Here is a 22052-nt window from a genome sequence, read left to right as displayed (position 1 = left end):
GTAATCTATATTAATTCAATTATATAATCAGTAGATAGTATTTAGGAAAAAATATGTATAAATTACAAAAGGGAAAAAAGGTACACAAAAATGGTAGAGCGGATGAGTTTTATCATATTTGTAAACCAAATATTCCTGATTTTTATTCAAGTCTCTATGTTAGTAATAAATCGAAAAATTCTTTAGATTATGGCAAAGGAATAGGGTATATATTAGTGAAGTATTTTAATTTTCTATTAGATAGGAATGTAGAATATTGGAATGCATCAGATGAAGATGTAAAAGCATATATGCTGTATATTATTAATTTTGATATCAAGAAAAATGAGATAATATCTGAACCAGAAATTACATATCATACAATTCAGAAACATAAAGAAACTATAGTGAAGTTTTATAAATTTTTATGGCAATACTCTGAACATAGTGTGCTTCAGATAAATAAATGGGACAATAATAAACTTTCTGAATACAGCACAGCTCTTACGTTGCGATGGAATGATATTAGTAGTATAGCTGATGCAACGATAGATCTATTTGTTACAAAGCACAAAACTAGTTCAAAAGAATATATTTTGGAATATACGGATGAAGAGGTTAAAGCAATATATAGTAATTTTAGAAACTATAGAAATCGCGCAATATTCTTAGCTACATTACACGGGATGAGAATAGATGAAGTTTTATCCATAAAGCTTAAGGACTATAATCCTAGAGAGTGTACCGTTAAGCCATCTCGTTCTAAAGGCAAAGGAAGAGGTAGAAAAAGAACTATTCTCTTTGGAGATCAGACAATAGGAGTTATTGAGAACTATATCTTGAATGAGAGAAACCCTGCAGAAGTAAAGTCTAAAAAGAGCAGTGAATATCTCTTTGTAAATACTAAAGCTATAGAAGGCGAGATTTTATTTAATGAATATAAAGCCGCTTCATACAGAGATTCATTGGTTAGAGCAGCTAAAAATGCAGGAATAAAAGGGAATGTGAGAACACACTCTGGCCGTTCTGACAAAGCAACAAAGCTTGTAAAAGCAATGGTTGGAGGAGAACTAAATCTTAGCGATGAAATAATAAGACATATTATGGGTTGGAAATCTCCTGAATCGATTAGACCATATGTAGATCATGCAAATGAAGAAATTTCAAAAGACTTTGCTAAGAAACATGCAGAAAGTTTAAACAAAAAGCTTTTAGAACTGCAAGAGAAACTACATGATTAAATATAGTAAAAATAAAAATAGCCAATTTTATGTTCAAGTTGATTCGAGTATATATATTATTGGAATGAAGGGAATAGCAGCTTTAAAAGACGTTTCATTTAACACAAGTTGCTGGATACATTTTAAAAAATTGGTTTTTGAAAAACAAATGAAAATGCTAGAAATAGTAGAGGATATTTTTGGTGAAGAAAGAAGTGTCGGATTAGAAAAAGCCATATGGGTTATGACGGAAATGCTAATGCAAGAGAACAGTAAGGGTGTAAAAGAATATTTTGAATATCATGCAAAACTATGTTTTTCTCAATACTGGATACATCGGTATGCCTATTTTGAGTATCATGGTTTTGATATTACAAAGGGTGTTTTTTTTAGAACAAAGTTAGATAGAATAGACACTTTGCCGGAAAATGTCAAATATCACATATTAAATATAATCGGTTTTGGAGTAAAAGATGATTCTCTTCCCTTGCGAATATATCCAGAAACAAGATATGATCTAAAAATAAATATTAATAATAATGGATGGAAAAATATTTCATTAGATGGCAAACATAATTTTAAGCTTGAAAAAAATGTAAAAAAAACAAAAAAGCTTCTCGCAAAAATTAAAGAGCAGTTGCTTAATCATAATCCATTGTCTTCAATAACTCAAGATTTTGAAGTAAGTACAGGTATAATAATTATGTATGCCCTTGCAATACATCCAAAACTATTTAATAATTCTATAAAAAAAATATTAAGAAATCAAATGCTTAACAACGAGGAGATATCGCTTAGTAAGGCATTACAGTTTCATATTGCTCAAGATACAAATTTATTGCATAAGGTAAAGAAGTACCATCTTGAAGCTTATGCGGAATTAAGAAAAATTGTATTCAAATACCAAGAAACTCAAGTGAAACATTTTGATGTATTTAATAAAATAGTTATTTCAAAGGTTTCTAAAAAGTATATCATAGGCTACATAAAGCAAAATATATGGAGAACTTTCACGATAAGCTTAGGTATTGTTAGTGATGATGCAATTGCAAGAGAGATTAAAGAATTCGCGATATATAGTGTATCTAAAGGTACATCGGTAAAAGGAGAAATTTTATCATTTTTTAAATATGTTAAGACTAGAAAAAAAAGTTTCAATCTAAAAGCCTCAGATATCGAATATGACGATATAGTTACTTGGTTTGATAAGAGATCAAAAGATAAAAAATTAAAAGGTGTAAAGAATGATATAAGCTCATTTTATAAATATCTAATAAATAGAGCGATACTTAACGGTTCTGCAAATATAGAGAAGTTAAAAGTTATACAGAAAACCCTTTCATCGGAAATTGTTATAATAGATAATGAAGAAGAATCTACCTTGCCCCTACCAGAGGAAGTGTATTTACAAATAAGATATCATATAGATGAAGTTTCAGTTGATGTTAAAAATGCTTTTTTGGTTATATCATCTACAGGATGCAGACCATCCGAGTTAGCTTCAATAAATCAAAATTCTTTAATATTTGATAAAAAATTAAATTGCCATATTTTAATTTTGAGCATAGAGAAACAAGCTAAAGCTTATGCTAAAAAGGGGAAAAAGGCGATAAGAAAAATACCTTTATATGATAATGATGTTATAAAAGCGATAGAAAATCAAATTCTAATTAGTGAGAATATTAGAAAGGAATCTAAAATTGACTCTATATTTGTCCGTAAAAGTCTCAACTATGCACATCAAGTCAAATATCATATTGTTTCATCTAAGGAGCTAATTAGAGAGATAAGTGCTCTAATAGAAAAATATGATATACGCGCTGATATTGATAGTAATCTATGGCACTACACTCCATATCAGATGAGAGCGATGATAGCTACAACTATGGTTGAAGACGGACATAGTCCAGAAGAAATTAAATCATTTTTTGGCTGGCTTACATTAAACACAAGTGAAAAAGCATATGCATATGTAAGAACTAAAAAAGCTGAAGAGCTTAATACCGATTTTTTTAGGGATCATTTTAAAGTTCAGTTTGATAATAATTTACTAAGTGGATATTCAAAAAAAGACAAAGAACAGATGTTTGTAGAACTTTATATTCATAAGCGTCAAATGGAGTACGGTGAATGTGTTAGGCATCCAATAATGGGGGAATGTGGAAAGCTCCAAACTGCAGACAGTTGTGCAAATTGCGCTAGACTTATTACGGATAGTAAATATCTTAGCTCATGGCAAAGGTTACGTAACAATCAAAAGTCTATTTTAAATGCCTTCATAGAGAAAGTAGAAAGCGAAGGATGCCCTAAGAATGAATATGAAACATGGAGTGAATATATTATTCAAAAAAACCGTTTAGACGCATATGACAATTTAGTTAACCGTTTGATAGCAAGTTTAAAGGGGAGTGCATGTCAGCATTAGAGCAATCAAAATTCTCCCTAAAAGTTACTTTTCAAGGACTGCTGGAACAACAGCCTAATGAAAAAAAAGCAGAGGATATGTTGATAAAAAAACTATCAAAATATTCATCTTCGCCATTCTCTGATAACTCATGGGTACTTAACAGAGGAACTAATAAATCTCATAGTGATCGAGTGAGATTTCATATGTTTAAAAAGATGGGAGATAAAGCTGTTAGACTCATAAAATTGTTTGCTATTGTTTTATTTGAAAGAGATAGCTCATATGTTTATATACGATATTTGCATAGATATATTAAATTTCTATCTGAAGAAAACATAAGCCTTTTGCAAGTCAATAAGAAAATATTCTCATATTACAGCTATTGGCTTGATTCTCAAAAAAAAGAAGATGGAGAAGGCTATGCATCTGTATATAAAAATAAGTTATTAGATAGTGCTTTAACATTTCATACTTATATGAATATGCATTCTTCTTTAGTCTATATACAAGGGATTGAGTCTATAGAAAATCACTATAGCAAAAATAATAATAGTGATAAGTATAAAGTTATTGATGAAAACATTTTAGAAAAACTTGATACACATTTTATGACCGATGAATCACCCCTTCACATAAGAGTGGCTTACTGGATTATGAGAATGTATGCTACAAGACCGACTGATACGTTAAACTATCCATTAGACTGTGTAAAAAAACTATCAAAAGATATGGGAACAATTAAGCATGCTATTGTCAAGAATTCTAAGAGTGCAAGAGGAATTGATTATAAAATAGAGTATTTGAACCTTAAAGAGCCTATGCAAAAAATGTTGTATAAATTAATTAAAAAACAGCAGGAGGTAAGCCAAGAATTACAAGAAGATAGTGATAAGAAAGATTTTTTATTCACATATAGGCATACGCAAAATAAAAAGATACAATATTTTTCAAATCAAAGATTGTCAAAGTATTTTAGAAAGCTACAAAAAGAATTGAAGATACCAGAAAAAGCCCGTGCCATACCAAGAGATTTAAAAAAGACAGGGATTACAATGCGACTAGAAGCTGGATGGAGCACACCACAACTAAAGAATTTTGCAAATCATCGCACATATGAATCATTAGATTCATATACTGCACCATCAGAGAGCTTTATGATAGAAGAGCAGCGTAAGATACTATTAGAAAATAAAGATATTACCTCACGATATATGTTCAAAGGTAGAATAGTGAATGGTATGGATGATGCGTTTGAGAAAAAATTACTTGAAAATCCAAAGGCACATAAGATATCAGATCTTGGATACTGTCCAAATACAGCAGGTTGCGGTAATCATTATGAATGCTTAGATTGTGATGACCTTGTGCCAGACAAAGAACTTGAAGAATATTATCTTGAGCAAGTAGATAGGTATTTAAAAATAACAGAAAAACAATATGAGCTAGGTGATAATACAAATGCTAAAGATTCTCATCATAGAGCGACCCTGTTTGCTGTATTATATAATAAATTACATAGCAATGGGAGTATTGAATAATGGCAAAAGTAGGCAATCCAAAACTTTCCGAAATCGCTAAAAGTCGTAAAGAGCGTACAGAGTATCTTATTAGAGAAGCTGTTAGACAGCTGGAAAATACTTTTGAAATGAAAAGCATTAAGGCTGTTGCTGCAAAGACCAAAGAGATAGATGAGACAGGCAAAGGAATAAGCGAGGCTACTTTTAGAAATAAAGAACTTGTACATATTCAATCTTTAATGATTGAGCTTAGAATTGGAAAATATGAAGCTATAGCAGTATCATCATCGGTGCAAGAGCGTTCAATGGCAGATGAGTTGTTAAATATAAAAAAAGAGTTAAAGAAAAAAGAGCTAGAAATGAAAAAAATAAAAGAGAGAAATAAAAAATTAAAAGATAAAGTAAATGAATTAACTTTTAGTAATGAAGAACTGAGAACTGCACTTTACGAGATGGAATTTAAACAAAAAATGAAGCTAAATTTTACACCTAAAAATAATAATATTTAGGTGTAAAATAAACTAAAATAATTGAACTGTTTAATAGTTCAATTCAAAGCCGGTAGGTAAAGGTGCAAAGGAACTATTATTTCCCTGCGGCCACTCTGTCTTTAAGACCTTTACCAGCTTTAAACTTAGGAACCATTTTATCTTGAGTCGTATAAGTTTTGTCTGTACCTGGAACTTTGCCGGTTTTACCTTTTTGAAGTACTGCTGCAAAACTACCAAAACCAACGAGAGAAACATCTTCCCCTTTTACTAAGGCTTCGATTACTGCTTCAGTGAAAGCTTTAATTGCATTTTCAGCTTCCACTTTAGTTTTGTAGTTTCCGTGTTCTTGTACTAACTCAACGAATTGTGCTTTATTCATAAATTTACCCTTGGATTAAGATTTGCCCTGAAATAATTCAGCTACAGATACTTTATAGTTTATTTGCTTAAATTTTTCTTCTTTTTGGTGAATTTAAGAAGAAAATCTGAAATTTTTGTTTCTTTTAGTCCATATTTAGCCTGTTTTAAGAGCTTTTTGAAATTTAGAGTCGTTTCATGCGTCATAATTAAAGCTGATAAATCTTTAATTTTTTTGTATTTATTTGTTGATGTATGTATTGATAAAAACACATCTTCAAGACCATCTCTTTCATTTTTAGTCAGTATCCCCATTCCGCTACTCCTCTAATCTGTTGATTTTTCTTACAGCCCTGATAATTTCATCATCATCTAATTTACCTAACATTTTTATAACCGTTGCTGCAGCCTGCGGTTTGGCACGTCCCAGTTTCCAGTCCTGATATGTACGCATAGAAATCCCCAGACTTTTAGCCATATCTTTAAGGGAAATCTTTTTCCCATTGTATTGAGACTCTATTGAGTTATGTAGGATGTTAAATAAATCATTTATTTGCATAAAAAATATTATACGGAATAAATACTTAAATATACATTTTTTATAATATAAATTGATAATTATCGTATGGTAAATATTGAATAATGTGTATTATATGCTGTATATATATTGTAAAAATATGTTTAATGTATTTTATATACGGTTTTCCGTATAAAAAGAGTATAGAGTTTTGAGGAATAGACAAAGAAAATTAAAAAATACTATTTTTCTTCGATAACTATGGATTTTGCGACAGGATGAAGGGTGATGATGTTTTCTTGTATTTCAAGATAAAAAGGAGGATAGGATTTTGCCTCTGTTTTGTAGGCTATTTCATGCGCATTGTCAATGGTAAAGATAATGTTGTTTAAACCTTTGAAAGGTTCTTGGACAGTAATTTTTGCATTTTTGTAGGAGTTGTGTATTGCCTCTTTTTCTTTTTTAAGGCGTGTAATCTCTTTTTCCAACTCTTCAACTTTACCTAAGCTGTGTCTTTTTGCTCCTTCTAATTTATATCTGAGCTCCTTGATATCTTTGTCTATAAACTGCAGTTTGCTTTGCACTACCGGGACATCACGGTAGTTTATTTTAAAGAGGTTGTCTTCCCCGGATACAAGCCGGACAGTAATAGAATTAGAAGCGTAAACTTTTAAATTGTTTTTCACATGCTTGATGGTAACATCCTGGGCATAAACAGCACCCCCTATGGAAGAGTCAATTTCTACAGCGGTTGCGTGTACCACACCACCTTCAAGCAGAGAAATTTTCCCCTCATGGCATCGTAATGTACCTTTATGCCTGTTAATGGTTGCATATTTCGCATACTGGAGTGAGTCTTGGTGGGTAGCTCCCTCAATTTCAAGGGTTATCGCTTCAAGACGGCTTTTTGCTCCCACAAAACCGTTTACATGTATTCTCTCTGAAACAAGCGTCACCCCTTCTTTGATGGTATCCCTTGCCGTATCATGCTGCGTCACCACTATTTCAATATTATTGTCTTCGAGATCTTCTACAAGATCTTTGTGCTTTGTGATTTCACTGACTTTTATGCGATTGTCAACAAGAAGTTCTTTGCCGTCATAATGGACATATCCGCGTATCTTGCTTATGTATTTTTTTGATGTTGCATTTTCCTGTATTGCAATAGATTTTTCATCAACATCTGCCTGCAGGTCATCCATGTTGTTGGCAAAATTTGCGTCTAGATATTCACCAAAAGCATTGAGCCCGTTTTGTCCGTATACAGGCTTTTTATACTCCACAAGAAGTTCGTTTTCCTCGACTTCGATAACTTCGCCTGTATGTTCTTTTTCTTTAAACCAAAAAATAAGTTTACCAGGACGTGTGAGGACAGGCTCTATTCCCTCAAACAGAGGAATTTTGACACGTTTGACAAATTTGCCGGCATATATGTATTTCACTAAAATTTTCAGAGCTTTAGGTAAATCCCACGAAAAATAAAATAAATCTTAATCAATAGATTCAAAAGAACTGGAAGAAATATTGCTTAGACTCCTAAAACAAGGAGTTTACCATCAAATTAACACGCACAAAAGCCTTACTTGAATCGCTAAAAAGTATCCCAGACTATAGAGTAGATACAGGGAAGATAGAATATCCATTGCACGAAGTTCTTTTCATGACACTTTTTGCACTTATCAAAGGAAATACAACTTTTAAGGATATATTTTCATGGATGATATATAACAAAGACAATGCAATACTCAAAGAGATTTTTGATAAAGAAGAGATAACGATTCCTTCCAAATCAACATATCATCGTTTATTGATAAACACAGATAATAATGCTTTGGAAAAAGTATTTAGAGAGTTCTTTTTTCCATTCATTGCACAAGAAAATATTGCTATTGACGGGAAGTGGCTGAGAGGTAGCGACGTGAATGGTCAATACACACAGGAAAGACATAAAGCAATACTAAATATCTTGGATAAAGATATAAAAATAGTGTTTGCTCACAAGTTTTTAGATAAAAATAAGAGTAGCGAAATTACTGCACTCAAAGAGGTTTTAAACGATAATATTTTTAGCAATGAAGGACAGATATTTTCCTTTGATGCACTGCTTACTCAATCAGAGATTCTCAACACTATTGATGAGCAAGGTAACAGATATATAGCAAAACTCAAAGATAACCAGAAACACCTCAAAGAGAAAGCTATAAAGACCATAGAAGAGTTTAATCAGCCTACAGATAGAGTTGATGATGAAGATAGCTATTTAACTGAAAACAACAAAAGAGTCTCTCGAAAAGTAGAAGTTTTTCAAAATAAAAGTGCTGATTTAGTTATGTATCATGAGAACTTTCAAAATATTCAATCACTCATTAAAGTGACGAAAACATTAACAAATGCACAGACTGGTGAAGTTACAATTTCAACTCAATATTTAATGGCTAACTTTAAAACAACTGCAAAAGAGTTTCTTCAAAAGATACTGCAACATTGGAGAGTGGAAACATATCACTATCACTTAGATATGCTTACTGAAGAAGATGACCATATAGCATATAAAGAGCCTTTCTCTATAGCTATTCTTAGAAGTTTTACTGTTAATCTTTATCAGTTGTTTTTAAATGAGAACAAAGATAAAAAGGTACTCCTAACCGGTAAAACTACAATGGCAGATATTAAAAGAAATGCTCTTTATCGTGATGATTTTAGTGTTCAATTGATTGAATCAAACTATATTGATTAAGATTTGTTTTATTTTTCGTGGGATTTACCTATCAGAGCCACCCCAATCCTAAAAAAACAGGAATTTAAAAGAAGAACAATAATTGCTTAAACTCTAAAAAACTAAAGTGATTACATATGGCAACAAAAACAAGAGAAAAATTAGCGAAAAAGCGTTCTATAAGAGGGTATGCAGATCAAGCCCAATCAAATCAACTTTTAAAATTGTTTTCAGAGGTGACAGACTATCGGAAACCTCAAGGTAAAAGACACCGACTAGAACATATTTTATATCTTTCAGTATTGGCTGGATTGATGGGAGCAACTGACTATAAGCAAATATCTATTTGGATAGAGAAGCATATTCAAAAAGAACAAGTTAAAAGATTATTAGGTGTAGAGTTTATATTAACACCAAAGAAAAGTTTGGTTTCTGATGTGTTAGCGAAAGTTGATAGCCAAGAAGTTGAAGTTGTTTTTAGGAAATGGATAAGAACCTATGTCGATACAACAGGGAAGCACCTGAGCGTAGATGGCAAGGTTATGAATGGCAGCAAATACAAAGATAAGAGATCAATAGAAGTAGTTGGTGCTGTTTTATCTGAGATAGGGGTAATAATTGCTCATCAACAAATAGCAGAGAAGTCGAATGAAATACCTGCCCTTCAGGCTATGATAGGGGAATTGGGAGATGAATTTATCTTTACTTTTGATGCAATGAATACCCAAAAAAACTCTTGATGCTATCGAAAATAGTGGTTCAAAATATATTGCCAAGGTAAAAGATAATCAAAAAACCTTACTTGATAAAATAGATGAAATTTCAAGAGATATAAAACCGACAAATATTTACAAGGCTAAACCTGTCCAACAATCTAATGAATGGATTAATAGGAAGGTGTTTGTATATCAACCAACTACTTTTTATCATAATGGCATAACTCATATTCGCTCAATAATAAAAGTTATAAAAAAAGTAGAGTCAACAAATCATAAAACTGGCGAGATTACTAATAGCACTAGAATTCAATTCTGTATTGCAAATTTTCATGAAAGTGCAGAATTCTTTCACAATAAAATTTTACACCATTGGAAAGTGGAAACCATGCATCAATACAAAGATAATTCACTTTTAGAAGATGCTCATAATTGTCATTTAAATCCATTTTTAATGACTATTCTTAGAAGTATGATTTTGAATATTTTACACCTTAATGGTGCAAAATCTATACAAGAACAACTCATCAACAATAGATGGGATTTGGATGACTCTATCGCTCAAATATTAAAATTGAGTTTTTAGAGGATTGTGGTGTATCAGAGCTTTTTTCATCTCTTCATCAAAGATGTTCACAAGTATTTTATGATACGCTTTGATTTTGTTGCATTCTCTAAAGAGTATTTTTAACAACTCAACAGGCTGGTGTGATTTATAGGGAATTTTTGAATCCGGCGACAGTATCAAAAAAGGATGTGTGAAAAATTTTGAAAAATCTATAGTATATTCAAGTTCAAGATCTTTTTTTTCTTTTTTCATAAGGGTAATGGTATAGAGTTGATGAAATTCCACATGCTCATTGAGTATTTTTTCTTTATCTTTGTATTTTTCCTGTATCTCTTTGCTGTAGAGTTCAAAAGAAGCGTTTGTATTGCTTTTTATATATGTTTGTGTTTTGTTTATAACAAAGTCACACTCTGAGGGAAGAATAAAATTCTCCTGTGCAAAGGTTTGTAATGCTTCTTTGATATGACGGGTTTTTATGATTTTGTGTTCTGTTTTTTTTGGCATTCATTAATACTCTAGCAAATCACTGTAATCATACTTCGCAAAATCGAGGTACAGTTTACCGTTTTGCTTAATGACTCTGATATCACTGTCATATACGGCTAAAAATCTTTTTTTGATGATTTTTCTCTGGTAGGGTTCCAGATCAAGTGTTTTCAAATAGGTTTTCAGCTCAACAATTTGGTTTTCTTTTTCCACCTCTATGGCTTTTTGTGTTTGGGGCAAAGGTTCGACATCATGGACCGTGTTGCTGTTTTGGGCAAGAAGTTTTGTGTTGAGCAGTTCTAAAACCTGCTTTAACTGCTCGTCTTTGGTGGCATAAACTTTTTCTATTTTACTCATCTCATCACGGAGCATCTGCTCTTTGTCATTGATGAGTTTGTCTATTTTTTCTTCGAGTTGGACAATTTTTGCTTTGAGCTGCAGGTTCTCTTTTTGGTACAATGATAAAACCATGGCAACAGTTGTGCGTGGTTTTGCAGGCGAAGTGTTTTGTTGCGGTTGTGGTGAGGCTTCATCAGGAACAATTATGTAAACAGTGTCATCTTCAACGATATAATTTAACTTTTTGCTGCGGAGTTTTGAACTGATCATCTCTTTTGACATTTTAAATTTTTTTGAATATTCATCGAGTGTAAGTTTCATATACTGTCCTTTCTTAAACACCGGGTGTTAAAATTTATAAATTGGAGGAATAATTATACCTGATTTTCTCAGCCATACACGGTATCCTTTTTTTTCATTGCCATGCTTGTCCTTAAAAGCAAAGAGGGTGGACTTTTTAAATTCCCTTTCCTGCAGGAGTTGGTTGTACTCTTTGTGCACAGTAATGAAACGTTTAAAATTGTAATATGCTTCATCAGAGATCATTACTGTTGAAATACTGAAGTCTTTGATTTCCAGGTATCGGGCACAGTCATTAAGTCCGGTGCCTATAAAATTCTGATGCCCCAAAATGTCTGTAAATTTATTGATTTTGCCTGTATGCACTGCTATACGCAAGCCATGGAAATAGGAAAATTTCTTTGAAAGCTGCTCCGAAAAATGATGAAAGCTCAGCCCTAAAATTGTTCCGTAGCCTCTGAACTTTGGTGTGAGTATGCAGTAAAACCCGTCTCCTGTCGGGATATAACCCAAAACAAGTTCTTCTACAGGAAGTTTTGCACTTTCAAGCAGACGTTGTATGATTTTTTTGTAACTGCGTGTCAAAAAATTGATGATTTCATACTGCTGCTGTATAGTAAGCATTGAAAAATTAATGATATCTATCAAAACAATGTCAGTATTGATTTCTGCTTCATTACTCATTTTCAGTATCCTTTAGAGCTACGATTTTAGCATAAAGTTCTTTTAAATGAACTATATATTATAATTGCAAAATTAAATTTTTTAGGGAATTATTATGAGTAATGGTGTATTGGATATTGTTAAACCCGGGGTCCTTTTTGGTGATGATGTTTTAAAAGTCTATGAATATGCAAAAGAAAATGGTTTTGCCATACCTGCTGTCAATGTTGTAAATACTGACTCTGTCAACGGTGTATTGGAAGCTGCTGCTAAAGCCAACTCTCCTGTGATTATACAGTTCAGTAACGGGGGCGCTTCCTACTATGCAGGCAAAGGTTTAAGCAATGATGGTGAAAAAGCTGCAATTATTGGTGCGGTGGCCGGTGCAATTCATACCCATATGATGGCGGAGGCTTACGGTGTTGCCGTGATTTTACATACTGACCATGCTTCAAAAAAACTGCTTCCGTGGATTAACGCTCTGCTTGAAGCAGGGGAGAGTTATTACAAAACACAGGGAAAACCGCTGTTTTCTTCCCATATGCTTGATCTCTCAGAAGAGTCTTTAAATGAAAACATCGGTACATGTAAAGCCTATTTTGAAAGAATGAACAAAATCGGTATGAGCATTGAAATAGAGCTTGGGTGTACAGGCGGAGAAGAAGACGGTGTAGACAACACAAACATTGACAATGCACTTTTATATACTCAACCTGAAGAGGTGGCTCTTGCCTATAAAGAGTTGAGTGAAATTTCTCCAAACTTTACCATAGCCGCTTCATTTGGAAATGTACACGGTGTGTATAAGCCTGGAAATGTACAGTTGACGCCTAAAATACTAGACAATTCACAAAAATATATTCAAGAGAAACTGCATACAAAAGAAAAACCTGTCAACTTTGTGTTTCACGGCGGTTCGGGATCTTTGCCTTCAGAAATCAGTGAAGCAATCAGCTATGGTGTCATAAAAATGAATATCGATACAGATACACAGTGGGCAACATGGAACGGTGTGCGTCAGTATATTGAAAAGTATCATGATTATCTCCAGAGTCAAATCGGAAATCCGGAAGGTGAAGACAAACCAAACAAAAAATACTACGATCCGAGAAAATGGCTGCGCGCCGGGCAGGAAGGTCTGGTCGAGCGAGTTATTCAAGCCTATAAAGACTTGAATGCAATGGATAGAAACTAAGAGTGTAGTTTCTTGTGAATATCCTTGATACTTTTTGTATCAGGATTTTTTGCATAGTGTATATGCAACAGCTGTCTCAGTTTGTTCTCGTTAAATCTCCAAAAATGCTCTTTGTCAAAATCTTCGTGCTGTGTGACCATTTCATGCAACTCTTTTTCTGTGAGTTCTCCGTGACTGCCTTTTATGATTTTTAAAATCAAATCCATTAACTCTGTCTGTGCCTGAGGGGTTGTATCATCATCTTTGAGTTGTTTTGTCGGCATAAATTTATACATTTTCCATGCACTCAGACCAAGACCGACTAAAAAAGCAATCATCATCCAAGAAGAGAGTGAAAGTTCCATCAATATCCTTTTTTTGCTCAATTATAGGCTTATTTTGATAAAATTCCAGTTATGAATGATAAAGTATTTACAAAACCGATAAAAAAACAGTTTGAATTTGATGAAGAAGTGGCAGCAGTCTTTGATGATATGCTTGAGCGCAGTGTTCCCTTTTACAAAGAGGCTCAAAAAATTACTGAGTTTTTTGCACTGAAAAATTTGAATGAAAACGGCAGAATCTATGATCTTGGCTGTTCAACCGCATCCACACTGCTGAGTATTCACAGAAAACTCTCAAACAAGGCAGAACTTATCGGTCTTGACAATTCTGAAGCAATGCTCACGCGTGCAAGAAAAAAATGTGAAGCGTATGGTGCCGACATAGAAGTTTGCAATGCAGATATACTGAGTTATGATTACAAAGAGGCAGATGTTTTTATCAGTAACTATACTCTGCAGTTTATTCGTCCTCTTGTTCGTGAGGAGCTGGTCAAAAAAATAGCCGTTTCACTCAAAAAAGAGGGTGTATTTATATTTAGCGAAAAAGTTATTTCGCATCATCCGAAGCTTAATAAAGAGTTGATTGAATGCTATTATGATTTTAAAAAAGAGCAGGGCTATTCCGAGTATGAAATTATGCAAAAACGCGAAGCTTTGGAAAATGTACTGGTGCCTTACAGTGAAGAAGAAAATATAAAAATGGCATTAAATGCAGGTTTTTCTCACTGCGAAGTGTTGTTGCGATGGGCAAACTTCGCCACCTTTATAGCTGTTAAAGAGTAAGCACTACCAGACGTTTTTTTCTACCGGCGGCTTCTCTTTGACAAAAAGGCTTTTTACTTTTTTTGTAGCTTTTTGCAGCTCTTTGTCCATTGTTTCGTAAGTGATGATGTCATCATCTCCGCACTCTTTGTGGTAATAGCCCTGAAAATCGTAGTACTCTTTACAGTCACTGTAATATTTTGCGGAAATTCCGTGTTTGTTTACACAGCCGTTAAAAAGCAGAGTAAAGAGTATCAGTAAATATATTTTTATCATATTGATTTCCAAGCATTTTGCATACCTAAACTTTAAAACTCTCTTTTGTTTTACAAAATTCTGTTAAAAAGCACTTTTCACACTTTGGATTTTTGGCAGTGCAGATATATCTTCCAAACAGAACCATTGCCTGATGGAGTACATGTAAGTCGGTTTTAAATTTTTTTACCAAAGTGGCTTCTGTTGCCTTGGCCGTTTTGTCATCACTCAGTCCCAGTCTGTGTGCGACACGAAAAACATGGGTGTCTACTGCCATAAGATTCGCACCGGTGTATTCTATCATGACAACATTAGCCGTTTTTTGCCCCACACCCGCCAGCGTCTGCAACTCTTTTTCATTCATCGGGATTTCACCGTCATACACTTCTACTACACGTTTTGCCATGGCTATGAGGTTTTTTGCTTTGTTGTTAAAGAAAGAACAGGTGTTAATAAGCTTTTTCACCTCTTCTATATCAGCATCTGCCAAATCTTGAGGTGTGGGATATTTTTCAAACAGGGCAGGAGTAATAAGGTTGACTCGTTTGTCGGTACATTGTGCTGAGAGTGCTACGGCAATGACCAGTTCATAGGCATTTTTATAATGCAGTTCTGTGACCGCATCACTGTAGCGCTCCACAAAACGTTTTTGGATCTCTTGGATCTCTTTTTTTGTTGCTTTTTTCATAAATGTATTTTAGCAACTTATATGTTATAATCAAAGCAATAACTTTTTAAAAGGGGTAAAATATGGGCATATTTTCACTGTTTTCAAAACAAAAAAACACGCATGTGTATGATACAGGCAAAAAAAAGGAGACTCTTTTTTCACAATTGGACAAAGATTTTTTTATTGAAGCGGCAGACAGCAGTGATACTATGATGCTCTATTTTTTACAAGGCGAAGGGTGGATAGGTGCGAATAAAACTTTTTTCACTACAATGAATTATTTTGATATAAAAGATTTTAAAAGAGCCAATGAAAGTATTCGTGATATGTTTTTGAGTGAGAGTGAAGAGATCTTTACCGAGTCTGACAAAAGTTGGCTGGATTATATTAAAAAGTACAAAAGCGATGGTTACAGGGTAAATATGACCGATGCAAAGGGACAACTTCTCAGTATTGAAGCAAAGTGTCACAAGTATTCAAAAAACATGAAGCTGTATATATTAGAATTAAAAGATGTGACAGAGTTGGAAAAAGCACGTTTGCAGGTGAAAGAGGTTGAAAAGCTAAAAACAAAATTTTTGGCCAATATAGGACATGAATTTAGAACTCCGATGAATGGAATTCTCGGGTTTATAGAGCTGCTCAAAGAGACCAGTCTCAACGAACATCAGAATGAATACCTTGATATGATTGACTATTCTTCTAAAAACCTGATGAATAATATTGAAAGTCTCTTGGATTTGGCGCAGTTACAAAGCGGACGTCTTACAGTGGAGTCAGAACCTTTCAATCTTCTTGTTGCAATGGAGAAACTCATATATACATGTTTTGACAAAGCAAGCAACAACGGGGTACAGGTTATGAGTTTTATAGACCCGAAATTGCCACAGGAACTAGAGGGTGATGCAAACAAAATTTTGCAGGTTATGCGTTCTATCATTCAAAATGCCATTAAGTTTACACCGCATGGCGGTAAGGTTATTATAGAAGTAAAACTTTTAAAACGACTCCAAAACGGAGCCTGTTCTGTCGGTTTTAGTGTCAAAGACAATGGTCAGGGGATGTCTCAAGAACAAATATCCCTTATGGATGAACCTTTTACCGCAGGCAGTCATGCAGATGAGAGACTCGGCATAGGATTGAGCCTCTCAAGCGGTCTGGTACGGTTGATGGGATCAGAATTACGTATAAAAAGTGAATTAGACAATGGTACCTATGTGAATTTTGTTCTGGATTTTAAAGCTTCAAGAGGGCAAAACTACAAAATGATGCCAAATAAAAAAGCAAAAGTGCTTTTACTGGATAAAGAAAAAGTGGATGATGCCAATTTCTTAACGACCTATTTGCGTTCTTTTGCTATTAATGTGACAAAATCTTCTGAACTCAATGATGATATTTATACAGATATAGATGAACTCTATGTGGTAGGTGATCAGGGTGATTCATCGTGGATACTGGATCTGGCGACATACAAAAAGCAGGCACCTGTTGTTTTTCTTTTGGATGAAGATGAAAAGCTGCAAACAAAGATGACACATATTGTTGATGAAGTGATAGAAAAACCATTGCTAGCCAGTGTGATAGCCAAACATCTGTATATGGCAAACAGCTACAAATATACCAATGAAGATAAAAATGAACTTACGCTCAAAGATAAAACCGAGGCTTTGGTTGTGGAAGACAATCTTATCAATCAGCGTCTGATAAAAATACTCCTGGAAGAGTATAACATAGATGTTTCTACCGCCTCTAACGGGCTTGAAGCGGTAAAAATGTATAAAGAGAAAAAATATGACATTATATTTATGGATATAGATATGCCGTATATGAACGGGATTGTTGCAACCAAAGAGATTAAAGATATGATGCTCTTAAAATCACAGGCACCGATTGTTGCTCTGACAGCAATGGCAATGGAAGGAGACAAGGAGATGCTTTTGGAAGAGGGACTTGATGATTACCTTTCAAAGCCGCTCACAAGAGAGAAGCTGGAGTATATTTTAGACAAATACCTTAAAATAAGCTATGAAAATGAATCTGTTTAATAACTATTAATATATTGTTATTAAACTTCTCTTTATCAATTTAGTAAGGAACTCTATAATGAATAAAATTACAATGCTATTATCTGCCCTGTTGTTGACAGGTTCAGTCGTCTGTGCAAAAACACTAGTGACAGTAAACGGAAAACCGATTACCCAGGAAGAAGTCGACCAGGAGCTTATGCAGGCAACACAGGGGCGTTTTAATCAGGTACCGGCTGATCGTCAGGCTGCATTCAGACAACAGGTTTTACAACAGCTTATAGGCAAAGAGTTGATTTATGATGATGCCAAAAAATCCGGTATCATCAACTCTGCGGAGTACAAGAGTGAATACAAGAAGCTTGAACAGAGAATGAAAAAAGAGCTTGCTATTCAGGTTTGGCAGAAGAAACTGCTCGACGGCATTAAAATTTCAACAAAAGAGTTAAAAGATTACTATAACAAAAACAAAGAAGAATTTAATGAAAAAGAGAGCGTGCATGCCCGTCATATTTTAGTAAAAACCAAAGAGGAAGCAGAAAAAATCATTGCGCAGTTAAAACATTTAAGCGGAGAAAAACTCAAAGAAAAGTTTATAGCATTGGCGAAAAAAGAGTCTACTGGACCAAGTGGACCAAAAGGTGGAGATCTTGGGTATTTCAGTAAAGGGCAAATGGTCCCTGCTTTTAATGACAAGGTCTTTTCTATGAAAAAAGGCGAAGTGACATCAGAGCCGGTTAAAACACAGTTTGGATACCATGTTATTTATGTGGAAGATAAAAAACCGTCAATGACAAGAAGTTTTGATGAGGTCAAAGCATTTATAGAACAGCGTCTGAAAATGGAAAAATTCAAAACTGTTATGAAGAAAAAAATGGATGAACTGCAGAAAAAAGCATCTATTAAGTAGTTATGCATGCAAAACTCTCCTCTTTCTAAGATTATTTTAGAAGAGAGAGAGTTTTTTGTCAAACGCGATGACCTTATTGATCCCTGTTTGGCGGGGAACAAATACAGAAAACTCTACACACTCCTAAATACTCCAGACAATATTTATGACACGCTGATATCCTACGGTGGAACACAGTCTAATGCTATGCTGGCATTGGCCGCCTTATGTCAGAAAAAAAAATGGAAATTTCTTTACTATACAAAAAAACTCTCTGCAACACAAAAAGAACGAGGTAGCGGAAACTATGCGCATGCCCTGAAATTAGGTATGCAGCACATAGAGATAGAAAATGATTTTTATAAAGAGTTTATTGCTTCTTTGCGCTTACATGTAAATGCAAAAACCTGTTTTGTTGATCAGGGTGGCGCAGTACAAGAAGCAAAAGCAGGATTGAAAGTTTTAGCGCAGGAGATACAAGAACAAAGCAGAGGCTTACATGTAAAGGCAGTCGCAACACCTTCTGGTACAGGAACAACAGCACTTTTTTTAGCACTTGCTTTACCTGAGTACAGAGTTTATACAACACCCTGCATAGGAGACAGCAGCTATCTCAAAACGCAAATGCGTGCTTTGGCGGAAATTCCGAACAATCTTGTTATCCTGGAACCAAAAAGAAAGTACCATTTTGCAAAACCCTATAAAGAGTTTTATGAGATATACAAGGCTTTACATGTAAAGGGGATTGAGTTTGATCTTTTGTATGCTCCTGCAATGTGGCAGGCACTGCTTGAACAGACAAGTGAAAAGATGATCTATATTCACAGTGGCGGAGTAAGCGGCAATGAAAGTATGCTGAAACGTTATAGAAAAAAAAGATTTGTGAGTGATTGTGCTAAGATTTCTTGACAAACAGAGACTCAGGTAGGTATAATTGATTTTGCAACTTAAGTAGCAAAATTAATTTCATGATAAGTATATAATTCCAGCATAAATAAAAAAAAAGGATTGAGAGATGAATAACATTTTTGAGAAATTAACACATAATATGACAGAGGCGATTGAGAGTGCGTTGTCTTTAGCTTTACATAACAAAAATCAGGAAGTGACACCGGTACACTTTTTGTGGGCACTTTTAACAAATTCGGATTCTGTACTGAACCAAATGTTCAACAAGTTGGGTATAGATAAAGTTGCAATGGAATTAGACATTAAAAGTATGGCAGAAAAACTGCCAAAATCTTCAAGTGTGACAAAAGAGAATATCAAGCTTTCCCAGGATTTTGTACGAACACTTGAAAACGGTATAGGTCTGATGACAAAAAACGGAGATTCTTATCTTGCCGTAGATACATATATATTGGCAAACTTGAATACAGAGCCGTTTTCAACAATACTGCCAAAATATGTTGATGTCATGCAGTTGAGCAAAGAGCTTGAAGCTGCACGAGGAGGTGCTAAAATTGATTCGCAAACAGCGGATGAAACATTAGAAGCACTTTCGAAGTATGGTATTGACTTAACAAAAGAAGCAGCCGAGGGAAAATTGGCACCTGTAATTGGGCGTGATGAAGAGATAGCGCGTACAATGCAGATTCTGATTCGTAAAACGAAAAACAACCCAATGCTTTTAGGGGAGCCTGGTGTTGGTAAAACAGCACTGGTTGAAGGACTTGCACAGAGAATTCAAAGTGGCAATGTTCCAACTTCTTTACAAAACAAGCGTGTGGTTGCGCTTGATATGTCGGCATTGATAGCCGGTGCAAAATACCGTGGTGAGTTTGAAGACAGACTCAAAGCGGTTATAGATGAAGTCAAAGAAAACGGAAATATTATTCTGTTTATTGATGAAATTCATACTATTGTCGGCGCCGGAGCATCTGAAGGTTCAATGGATGCGGCAAACATCCTAAAACCTGCGCTTGCCCGTGGAGAACTGCATACAATCGGTGCAACGACGCTCAAAGAGTACAGAAAATATTTTGAAAAAGATGCTGCACTGCAACGTCGTTTCCTGCCGATTTCTGTGGATGAGCCGAGTGTGAATCAATCACTGCAAATTCTTCGCGGAATCAAAGAGAGACTTGAAGCACACCATAATGTGAGTATTGCAGACAGTGCCTTGGTGGCTGCGGCAAAACTCTCTGACAGATATATTGCAGACAGATTCTTGCCGGATAAAGCGATTGACCTTATTGATGAAGCGGCAGCGGAACTTAAAATGCAAATAGAGTCTGAGCCAAATGAACTCAGTGCGGCAAAACGCAAACTTTCAGAGCTGATGGTTGAAAAAGAAGCACTGAAAATGGAAGAGACACCGGCAAATAAAAAGCGACTTGAAGAGATAGAAAAAGAGTTGGCTGACATTGAAGAAAAAGTAAGAAAGCTTGAGTCTCAGTTCCAAACGGAAAAAGAGGTGTTTGAGAAAATTTCCGCAATAAAAGCAGAAATAGAAGCAAAACGCCGTGAAGCAGAACTTGCAAAAAGCCGTTCCGAATTTAACCGTGCTGCAGAAATTGAGTATGGAGAAATTCCAAAACTCATAGAAGAAGAAAAAGCCCTGAATGAGCAGTGGAACAGAATGCAGGCAGAGGGTACTCTCTTGAAAAATTCTGTTGATGAAGAATCAATTGCTTCTATTGTCAGCAGATGGACAGGTATTCCTGTAAACAAAATGCTTCAAAGTGAGAAAGACAAGATCTTACATGTAGAAGATGTGCTCAATGAAACTGTTGTAGGACAATCACAGGCTACACATGCAGTAGCGCGTGCCATCAAGCGTAACAAAGCGGGTCTGAGTGATAAGAACAGACCGATAGGCAGTTTTATGTTCCTTGGACCTACAGGGGTCGGTAAAACACAGACTGCAAAAACTTTGGCGAAGTTTTTGTTTGACTCTGAAGATGCACTCATCAGAATTGATATGAGTGAGTACATGGAAAAACATGCTGTTTCACGTCTTGTCGGGGCAGCACCAGGGTATGTAGGTTACGAAGAGGGCGGACAGCTTACAGAGGCAGTGCGAAGAAAACCGTATTCTGTTGTACTTTTTGATGAAGTAGAAAAGGCACACCCGGATGTCTTTAACATGCTGCTTCAAGTACTTGATGATGGTCGTTTGACAGATAACAAGGGTGTTACAGTTGATTTTAGCAATACTATTATCATCTTGACATCAAATATTGCAAGTGACAAGATTATGACACATGCAGGAAGTCCTGAACTTGAAGGTATGGTTATGTCTGAACTCAGAAAGGCTTTTAAACCTGAGTTCTTAAACAGACTGGATGAAGTTGTTATATTTAATGCACTTGGCAAAGAAGAGATTAAAGGCATTGTTGACATATTCTTTAATGAAATTGTGAACAAAGTCAAAGAGAGAAATATTGAGCTTGTTCTTAGTGAAGAGGCAAAAGAGTATATTGCAGAAGCCGGATTTGATCCTGTATACGGAGCACGTCCGCTAAAACGTGCATTATACGAAATTGTTGAAGACCGTTTGGCTGACTTGATTCTTGAAGGTACAGTGAAAGAGGGATCTCACGTTGAATTTACTGTCGTCAATGGAGAGGTGGAAGTTAAGGTTTCCTAGGAACCTTAACCACGCTTTAAGTAAAGTTTTTGTAAACTTCCGAACTTAAATCAGATAAGGATATGT

Annotated in this window: 23 protein-coding genes; 13 read left to right on the top strand and 10 right to left on the bottom strand. The window is 34.7% G+C overall.

Annotation, left to right across the window (positions count from 1 at the left end; genetic code table 11):
- Window positions 1-53: 53 nt before the first annotated feature.
- The 4 genes from FJR45_RS09690 to FJR45_RS09675 are packed head-to-tail and all read left to right on the top strand — an operon-like array spanning window position 54 to window position 5632.
- Window positions 54-1220 carry a tyrosine-type recombinase/integrase gene (locus FJR45_RS09690; protein ID WP_193150347.1) on the top strand — a complete coding sequence of 389 codons (1167 nt, stop codon included), beginning with the start codon at window positions 54-56 and terminating at the stop codon, window positions 1218-1220.
- Window positions 1213-3624, top strand: coding sequence for a tyrosine-type recombinase/integrase (locus FJR45_RS09685; RefSeq protein ID WP_193150346.1), 2412 nt, complete (start codon window positions 1213-1215; stop codon window positions 3622-3624). Before FJR45_RS09690 ends, FJR45_RS09685 begins: the two co-directional genes overlap by 8 nt.
- Window positions 3612-5144, top strand: a complete 1533-nt coding sequence (locus FJR45_RS09680) for a site-specific integrase (protein WP_193150345.1) — start codon at window positions 3612-3614, stop codon at window positions 5142-5144. The genes FJR45_RS09685 and FJR45_RS09680 overlap by 13 nt, the downstream gene beginning before the upstream one ends.
- The gene (locus FJR45_RS09675) at window positions 5144-5632 is read left to right on the top strand and encodes a hypothetical protein (RefSeq protein ID WP_193150344.1); all 489 of its coding nucleotides are present in this window, start codon (window positions 5144-5146) and stop codon (window positions 5630-5632) included. Before FJR45_RS09680 ends, FJR45_RS09675 begins: the two co-directional genes overlap by 1 nt.
- 76 nt (window positions 5633-5708) lie before the next feature.
- Here FJR45_RS09675 and FJR45_RS09670 read toward each other — a convergent pair whose 3' ends face one another.
- The 4 genes from FJR45_RS09670 to FJR45_RS09655 all read right to left on the bottom strand — a co-directional run bounded on the left by FJR45_RS09670 (window position 5709) and on the right by FJR45_RS09655 (window position 7930).
- The gene (locus FJR45_RS09670) at window positions 5709-5993 is read right to left on the bottom strand and encodes an HU family DNA-binding protein (RefSeq protein ID WP_151899761.1); all 285 of its coding nucleotides are present in this window, start codon (window positions 5991-5993) and stop codon (window positions 5709-5711) included.
- A gap of 59 nt (window positions 5994-6052) precedes the next feature.
- Window positions 6053-6286 (bottom strand): hypothetical protein, encoded by a 234-nt coding sequence (locus FJR45_RS09665; RefSeq protein WP_193150343.1) that lies wholly within the window; start codon window positions 6284-6286, stop codon window positions 6053-6055.
- Between the two features lie 4 nt (window positions 6287-6290).
- Window positions 6291-6530: a helix-turn-helix domain-containing protein gene (locus tag FJR45_RS09660; RefSeq protein WP_151899763.1), complete on the bottom strand. Its 240-nt coding sequence runs from the start codon at window positions 6528-6530 to the stop codon at window positions 6291-6293.
- Window positions 6531-6730: 200 nt separating this feature from the next.
- Window positions 6731-7930 carry a flagellar assembly protein A gene (locus FJR45_RS09655; RefSeq protein WP_226966421.1) on the bottom strand — a complete coding sequence of 400 codons (1200 nt, stop codon included), beginning with the start codon at window positions 7928-7930 and terminating at the stop codon, window positions 6731-6733.
- Between the two features lie 113 nt (window positions 7931-8043).
- Between FJR45_RS09655 and FJR45_RS09650 the strand changes: the two genes are divergently transcribed.
- The 3 genes from FJR45_RS09650 (at window position 8044) to FJR45_RS09640 (ending at window position 10506) form a co-directional block, all read left to right on the top strand.
- The gene (locus tag FJR45_RS09650; protein WP_226966519.1) at window positions 8044-9225 is read left to right on the top strand and encodes an ISAs1 family transposase; all 1182 of its coding nucleotides are present in this window, start codon (window positions 8044-8046) and stop codon (window positions 9223-9225) included.
- Window positions 9226-9341: 116 nt separating this feature from the next.
- Complete coding sequence (locus tag FJR45_RS09645; protein ID WP_193150342.1) at window positions 9342-9944, top strand: ISAs1 family transposase; 603 nt, start codon at window positions 9342-9344, stop codon at window positions 9942-9944.
- Entirely contained in the window at window positions 9925-10506 is a 582-nt protein-coding gene (locus FJR45_RS09640; protein ID WP_347402233.1) for a transposase, read from the top strand. Before FJR45_RS09645 ends, FJR45_RS09640 begins: the two co-directional genes overlap by 20 nt.
- Here FJR45_RS09640 and FJR45_RS09635 read toward each other — a convergent pair.
- Genes FJR45_RS09635 through FJR45_RS09625 form a run of 3 tightly spaced genes read right to left on the bottom strand, consistent with a single transcriptional unit; the run spans window position 10489 to window position 12297 of the window.
- Window positions 10489-10992, bottom strand: coding sequence for a hypothetical protein (locus tag FJR45_RS09635; protein WP_193150341.1), 504 nt, complete (start codon window positions 10990-10992; stop codon window positions 10489-10491). The genes FJR45_RS09640 and FJR45_RS09635 overlap by 18 nt on opposite strands.
- 3 nt (window positions 10993-10995) lie before the next feature.
- Window positions 10996-11634, bottom strand: coding sequence for a hypothetical protein (locus FJR45_RS09630; RefSeq protein WP_193150340.1), 639 nt, complete (start codon window positions 11632-11634; stop codon window positions 10996-10998).
- A gap of 27 nt (window positions 11635-11661) precedes the next feature.
- On the bottom strand, window positions 11662-12297 hold the full coding sequence (locus tag FJR45_RS09625; RefSeq protein ID WP_193150339.1) for a hypothetical protein: 636 nt from the start codon (window positions 12295-12297) through the stop codon (window positions 11662-11664).
- A gap of 94 nt (window positions 12298-12391) precedes the next feature.
- Here FJR45_RS09625 and fbaA point away from each other — a divergent pair, with 94 nt between their 5' ends.
- The gene (gene fbaA, locus FJR45_RS09620) at window positions 12392-13471 is read left to right on the top strand and encodes a class II fructose-bisphosphate aldolase (RefSeq protein ID WP_193150338.1); all 1080 of its coding nucleotides are present in this window, start codon (window positions 12392-12394) and stop codon (window positions 13469-13471) included.
- Here the strand turns inward: fbaA and FJR45_RS09615 are convergent.
- On the bottom strand, window positions 13468-13815 hold the full coding sequence (locus FJR45_RS09615) for a hypothetical protein (RefSeq protein ID WP_193150337.1): 348 nt from the start codon (window positions 13813-13815) through the stop codon (window positions 13468-13470). The two genes, fbaA and FJR45_RS09615, sit on opposite strands and share 4 nt — an antisense overlap.
- A gap of 51 nt (window positions 13816-13866) precedes the next feature.
- On the opposite strand from FJR45_RS09615, the gene cmoA reads away from it, so the two are divergent.
- Window positions 13867-14577: a carboxy-S-adenosyl-L-methionine synthase CmoA gene (gene cmoA / locus FJR45_RS09610; RefSeq protein WP_193150336.1), complete on the top strand. Its 711-nt coding sequence runs from the start codon at window positions 13867-13869 to the stop codon at window positions 14575-14577.
- 3 nt (window positions 14578-14580) lie between these two features.
- On the opposite strand, the gene FJR45_RS09605 is transcribed toward cmoA, so the two are convergent.
- Window positions 14581-14832: a hypothetical protein gene (locus FJR45_RS09605; protein ID WP_193150335.1), complete on the bottom strand. Its 252-nt coding sequence runs from the start codon at window positions 14830-14832 to the stop codon at window positions 14581-14583.
- Between the two features lie 25 nt (window positions 14833-14857).
- On the bottom strand, window positions 14858-15499 hold the full coding sequence (nth, locus tag FJR45_RS09600; protein ID WP_193150334.1) for an endonuclease III: 642 nt from the start codon (window positions 15497-15499) through the stop codon (window positions 14858-14860).
- Between the two features lie 62 nt (window positions 15500-15561).
- On the opposite strand from nth, the gene FJR45_RS09595 reads away from it, so the two are divergent.
- From FJR45_RS09595 to FJR45_RS09580, 4 genes are all read left to right on the top strand, one after another.
- A complete protein-coding gene (locus FJR45_RS09595) occupies window positions 15562-17526 on the top strand; it encodes a response regulator (RefSeq protein ID WP_193150333.1) in 1965 nt (654 codons plus the stop codon).
- A gap of 58 nt (window positions 17527-17584) precedes the next feature.
- Window positions 17585-18415, top strand: a complete 831-nt coding sequence (locus FJR45_RS09590; protein WP_193150332.1) for a peptidylprolyl isomerase — start codon at window positions 17585-17587, stop codon at window positions 18413-18415.
- 6 nt (window positions 18416-18421) lie between these two features.
- Window positions 18422-19303, top strand: coding sequence for a 1-aminocyclopropane-1-carboxylate deaminase (locus FJR45_RS09585; protein WP_193150331.1), 882 nt, complete (start codon window positions 18422-18424; stop codon window positions 19301-19303).
- Between the two features lie 106 nt (window positions 19304-19409).
- Window positions 19410-21986, top strand: a complete 2577-nt coding sequence (locus tag FJR45_RS09580; protein WP_193150330.1) for an ATP-dependent Clp protease ATP-binding subunit — start codon at window positions 19410-19412, stop codon at window positions 21984-21986.
- The last annotated feature ends 66 nt before the right edge of the window (window positions 21987-22052 follow it).

It is taken from the genome of Sulfurimonas sediminis (assembly GCF_014905115.1).
Classification (GTDB): Bacteria; Campylobacterota; Campylobacteria; order Campylobacterales; family Sulfurimonadaceae; genus Sulfurimonas; species Sulfurimonas sediminis.
This window is presented reverse-complemented; position numbering and strand designations above follow the sequence as displayed.

Coding starts and splice junctions, on each gene's coding strand:
- FJR45_RS09690 (WP_193150347.1), top strand. CDS start 54: ATGTATAAATTACAAAAGGGAAAAAAGGTACACAAAAATGGTAGAGCG.
- FJR45_RS09685 (WP_193150346.1), top strand. CDS start 1,213: ATGATTAAATATAGTAAAAATAAAAATAGCCAATTTTATGTTCAAGTT.
- FJR45_RS09680 (WP_193150345.1), top strand. CDS start 3,612: ATGTCAGCATTAGAGCAATCAAAATTCTCCCTAAAAGTTACTTTTCAA.
- FJR45_RS09675 (WP_193150344.1), top strand. CDS start 5,144: ATGGCAAAAGTAGGCAATCCAAAACTTTCCGAAATCGCTAAAAGTCGT.
- FJR45_RS09670 (WP_151899761.1), bottom strand. CDS start 5,993: ATGAATAAAGCACAATTCGTTGAGTTAGTACAAGAACACGGAAACTAC.
- FJR45_RS09665 (WP_193150343.1), bottom strand. CDS start 6,286: ATGGGGATACTGACTAAAAATGAAAGAGATGGTCTTGAAGATGTGTTT.
- FJR45_RS09660 (WP_151899763.1), bottom strand. CDS start 6,530: ATGCAAATAAATGATTTATTTAACATCCTACATAACTCAATAGAGTCT.
- FJR45_RS09645 (WP_193150342.1), top strand. CDS start 9,342: ATGGCAACAAAAACAAGAGAAAAATTAGCGAAAAAGCGTTCTATAAGA.
- FJR45_RS09635 (WP_193150341.1), bottom strand. CDS start 10,992: ATGCCAAAAAAAACAGAACACAAAATCATAAAAACCCGTCATATCAAA.
- FJR45_RS09630 (WP_193150340.1), bottom strand. CDS start 11,634: ATGAAACTTACACTCGATGAATATTCAAAAAAATTTAAAATGTCAAAA.
- FJR45_RS09625 (WP_193150339.1), bottom strand. CDS start 12,297: ATGAGTAATGAAGCAGAAATCAATACTGACATTGTTTTGATAGATATC.
- fbaA (WP_193150338.1), top strand. CDS start 12,392: ATGAGTAATGGTGTATTGGATATTGTTAAACCCGGGGTCCTTTTTGGT.
- FJR45_RS09615 (WP_193150337.1), bottom strand. CDS start 13,815: ATGGAACTTTCACTCTCTTCTTGGATGATGATTGCTTTTTTAGTCGGT.
- cmoA (WP_193150336.1), top strand. CDS start 13,867: ATGAATGATAAAGTATTTACAAAACCGATAAAAAAACAGTTTGAATTT.
- FJR45_RS09605 (WP_193150335.1), bottom strand. CDS start 14,832: ATGATAAAAATATATTTACTGATACTCTTTACTCTGCTTTTTAACGGC.
- nth (WP_193150334.1), bottom strand. CDS start 15,499: ATGAAAAAAGCAACAAAAAAAGAGATCCAAGAGATCCAAAAACGTTTT.
- FJR45_RS09595 (WP_193150333.1), top strand. CDS start 15,562: ATGGGCATATTTTCACTGTTTTCAAAACAAAAAAACACGCATGTGTAT.
- FJR45_RS09590 (WP_193150332.1), top strand. CDS start 17,585: ATGAATAAAATTACAATGCTATTATCTGCCCTGTTGTTGACAGGTTCA.
- FJR45_RS09585 (WP_193150331.1), top strand. CDS start 18,422: ATGCAAAACTCTCCTCTTTCTAAGATTATTTTAGAAGAGAGAGAGTTT.
- FJR45_RS09580 (WP_193150330.1), top strand. CDS start 19,410: ATGAATAACATTTTTGAGAAATTAACACATAATATGACAGAGGCGATT.